This window comes from Streptomyces sp. XY431, assembly GCF_001279805.1.
Taxonomy (GTDB): Bacteria; Actinomycetota; Actinomycetes; order Streptomycetales; family Streptomycetaceae; genus Kitasatospora; species Kitasatospora purpeofusca.
Window position 1 is genome coordinate 1 of sequence record NZ_LGDO01000238.1, and the last position, 3,583, is coordinate 3,583.

Sequence of the window (3,583 nt, forward strand, 5' to 3'; positions counted from 1 at the left end):
CCTGACCGCTGGAGCCCGCATGTCCGCCCGTCGTTCCACCGCCGCCACGCTGCTCACCCTCGCCGTGGCGACCGCCGCACTGGCCGGCTGCTCGCAGAAGAAGGACGACAAGGCCGCGGCCGACGCCGTCAAGGTCAACGCCACCGACACCGCCTGCGAGGTGTCGAGGACGACGTTCCCGGCCGGCCACGTCAGCATCGACATCGCCAACAAGGGATCCAAGGTCACCGAGGTCTACGTCTACGCCGCCGGCGACAAGATCGTCACCGAGCGCGAGAACATCGGCCCCGGCACCAGGGCCACCATCACCGCCGAGATCAAGGCCGGCTCCTACGAGGTCGCCTGCAAGCCCGGCATGGTCGGCGACGGCATCCGCCAGAGGATCACCGTCACCGGCGACGGCACCGCCGCCCCCACCGACCCCCGCCTGACTGCCGCCGTCGACTCCTACCGCACGTACGCCCAGGAACAGGCCGACGCCACGATCCCCGCCGTCGAGGCCTTCGCCGCCGCGATCAAGGCCGGCGAACTCGAGAAGGCCAAGTCCCTCTACGCACCCTCGCGCACCGGCTGGGAGCGCACCGAGCCCGTCGCCGAGAGCTTCGGCGACGTCGACCCCAGGACCGACACCCGCGAGGACGGCCTCGAGCCCGGCCAGGAATGGACCGGCTGGCACAAGCTGGAGAAGTCCCTGTGGGCGGACGCCGTCATCGGCGACGCCGAGAAGAAGCTCGCCGACCAGCTGGTCGCCGACCTCAAGGACTGGCAGAAGAAGATCCCCGAGGCCGAGATCACCGCCACCAGCATGGCCAACGGCGCCAAGGAACTCCTCGACGAGGTCGCCACCGGCAAGGTCACCGGCGAGGAGGACCGCTACAGCCACACCGACCTCGCCGACTTCGCCGCCAACGTCGAGGGCGCCGAGAAGGCCTACCAGCTCCTCAAGCCCGTCGCCGCCGAGAAGGACGCGGAACTCGCCAGGACCCTGGACTCCGAGTTCGCCGCCATCCAGACCCTGCTCGCCAAGTACAAGCAGGCCGACGGCAGCTACACCTCCTACGACAAGGTCACCGAGACCGAGCGCAAGACCTTCTCCGACGCCGTCAACTCCCTCGGCGAGCCCCTCTCCAAGCTCGCCGCCGCCGTGGTCGTCAAGTAACATCCGCGGCGCGCGCACCGGACCCCGCACCACATCCGGTACTCCGCCGTGGCGGCCCCTGCGGCCGCCGCGGCATCCGTGAGTTCAGCACAGAGAAGGGTCCACCCGCCCATGGACGCCGAGAACCAGCAGCAGAACGCGACGCCGGCTGTCACTACTGACGCCACCGCCGACGCCACCGCAGAGGCGTCCGCCGGCCGCGCCCCGGTCAGCCGCCGTGCCGTCATCGGCTGGGCCGGTGCCGGGGTCGCGCTGGGTGCCGCCGGTGTCGGCTCGGTCGCCGCCGCGACCCGCCAGGACGACGACACCCCGGCCGCGCCCGCCGCCACCGCGGACATCCCGTTCTTCGGCGACCACCAGTCGGGCATCGCCACCCCCGTCCAGGACCGGCTGCACTTCGCGGCGTTCGACATCTCGTCGAGCGCCACCCGCGACTCGCTGGTCCGGATGCTGAAGGAGTGGACCAAGGCCGCCGCCGCGATGACCGGCGGCCGCGAGGTCGGCAGCGGCGCCGCCAGCGGTCTGCCGGAGGCGCCGCCGGACGACACCGGCGAGGCCCTGGGCCTGCCGGCCTCCCGGCTCACCCTCACCATCGGCTTCGGTCCGAGCCTGTTCGAGAAGGACGGCGTGGACCGCTTCGGCCTCAAGGCCAGGCGGCCCGAGGCCCTGATCGACCTCCCGAAGTTCAAGGGCGACAACCTCGACCCGCAGCGCAGCGGCGGCGACCTGTGTATCCAGGCCTGCGCCGACGACCCGCAGGTGGCGGTCCACGCGATCCGCAACCTGGCCCGGATCGGCATGGGCACCGTCAACATCCGCTGGTCGCAGCTGGGTTTCGGCAAGACCTCGTCCACCACCCCGGACGCGCAGACCCCGCGCAACATGATGGGGTTCAAGGACGGCACCCACAACATCGCCGGCACCGACACCGCGAAGCTCGCCGAGCACGTCTGGGCCGCCCCCGGCGAGGGCCCGGACTGGATGACCGGCGGCTCCTACCTGGTGGCCCGCCGGATCCGGATGCACATCGAGACCTGGGACCGCACCTCGCTCAAGGAGCAGGAGGACGTCTTCGGCCGCACCAAGGGCGAGGGCGCCGCGTACGGGCGGACCAAGGAGCACGACGCCCCGGACCTCAAGGCGATGCCCGACGACGCCCATGTCCGGCTGGCCCACCCGGAGTCCAACGACGGCCTGATGATCCTGCGCCGCGGCTTCTCCTTCACCGACGGCACCGACGGCCTCGGCCGGCTGGACGCGGGCCTGTTCTTCCTGGCCTACCAGCGGGACACCCGTAAGGCGTTCGTCCCGCTGCAGCAGCGGCTCGCGGCCTCCGACGCGCTGAACGAGTACATCCAGCACGTCGGTTCGGCCCACTTCGCCTGCCCCGCGGGCGTCCGCAAGCCCGGCGAGTGGTGGGGCCAGGCCCTCTTCGGCTGACCTCCCGCCCGTTTCGCCCGTACCACCCTCCTCACCCCCAGGGAGCCGGCGTGTTCGCCAACTATCTGATCGGCCTGCGCGAAGGACTCGAAGCCAGCCTGGTCGTCTGCATCCTCATCGCCTACCTGGTCAAGACCGGCAGAAGCTCCCGCCGGTGTGGACCGGCGTCGGCGCGGCCGTGCTGCTGTCCATGGCCTTCGGCGCGGTGCTGCAGTTCGGCTCCTCGCAACTGTCCTTCGAGGCCCAGGAAGCCCTCGGCGGCTCACTGTCGATCGTCTCCGTCGCCCTGGTCACCTGGATGGTCTTCTGGATGCGCCGCACCGCCCGCCACCTCAAGAGCGAACTCCACGGCAAGCTCGACGCCGCACTCGCCATGGGCACCGGCGCACTGGTGGCCACCGCCTTCCTCGCCGTCGGCCGCGAGGGCCTGGAGACCGCCCTGTTCATCTGGACCGCCGTCCAGGCCACCGAGGACGGCTACAACCCGATCGTCGGCGCCGCCCTCGGCCTGCTCACCGCCGCCCTCCTCGGCTGGCTGTTCTACCGCGGCGCCCTCAAGATCAACCTCGCGAAGTTCTTCACCTGGACCGGCGCCATGCTCGTCGTCGTCGCCGCCGGCGTCCTCGCCTACGGCGTCCACGACCTCCAGGAGGCGGGCTGGCTGCCCGGCCTGCACAACCTCGCCTTCGACATCTCCACCACCGTCCCCAAGGACAGCTGGTACGGCACCCTCCTCAAGGGCGTGTTCAACTTCCAGCCCGACCCCAGCGTCCTCCAGCTCGTCGTCTGGCTCGCCTACCTCGCACCGACCCTGGCGTTCTTCTTCGGCCTCCTCGGCGGCCCCGCCAAACCCACCACCCCCAAGCCCGCCCAGGCACACCCCACCGCCTGACACCACCGCCCGACACCACCGGCCCGCGCCACCCGGCGCACCCACAACACCACGCAACGCCCCGCCCGGAACCCACCGGCCGGGGCGTCCGC

2 protein-coding genes and 1 pseudogene are annotated in these 3,583 nt (G+C 71.3%); all 3 read left to right on the top strand.

The window, feature by feature from the left end:
* The first annotated feature begins 19 nt into the window (after window positions 1-19).
* The gene (efeO, locus tag ADK60_RS22165) at window positions 20-1,159 is read left to right on the top strand and encodes an iron uptake system protein EfeO (protein ID WP_053648364.1); all 1,140 of its coding nucleotides are present in this window, start codon (window positions 20-22) and stop codon (window positions 1,157-1,159) included.
* Window positions 1,160-1,270: 111 nt separating this feature from the next.
* Window positions 1,271-2,599 carry an iron uptake transporter deferrochelatase/peroxidase subunit gene (gene efeB, locus ADK60_RS22170; RefSeq protein WP_053648366.1) on the top strand — a complete coding sequence of 443 codons (1,329 nt, stop codon included), beginning with the start codon at window positions 1,271-1,273 and terminating at the stop codon, window positions 2,597-2,599.
* A 50-nt stretch (window positions 2,600-2,649) separates the two neighbouring features.
* Window positions 2,650-3,491: pseudogene (efeU, locus tag ADK60_RS22175) on the top strand (iron uptake transporter permease EfeU).
* Window positions 3,492-3,583 lie beyond the last annotated feature (92 nt).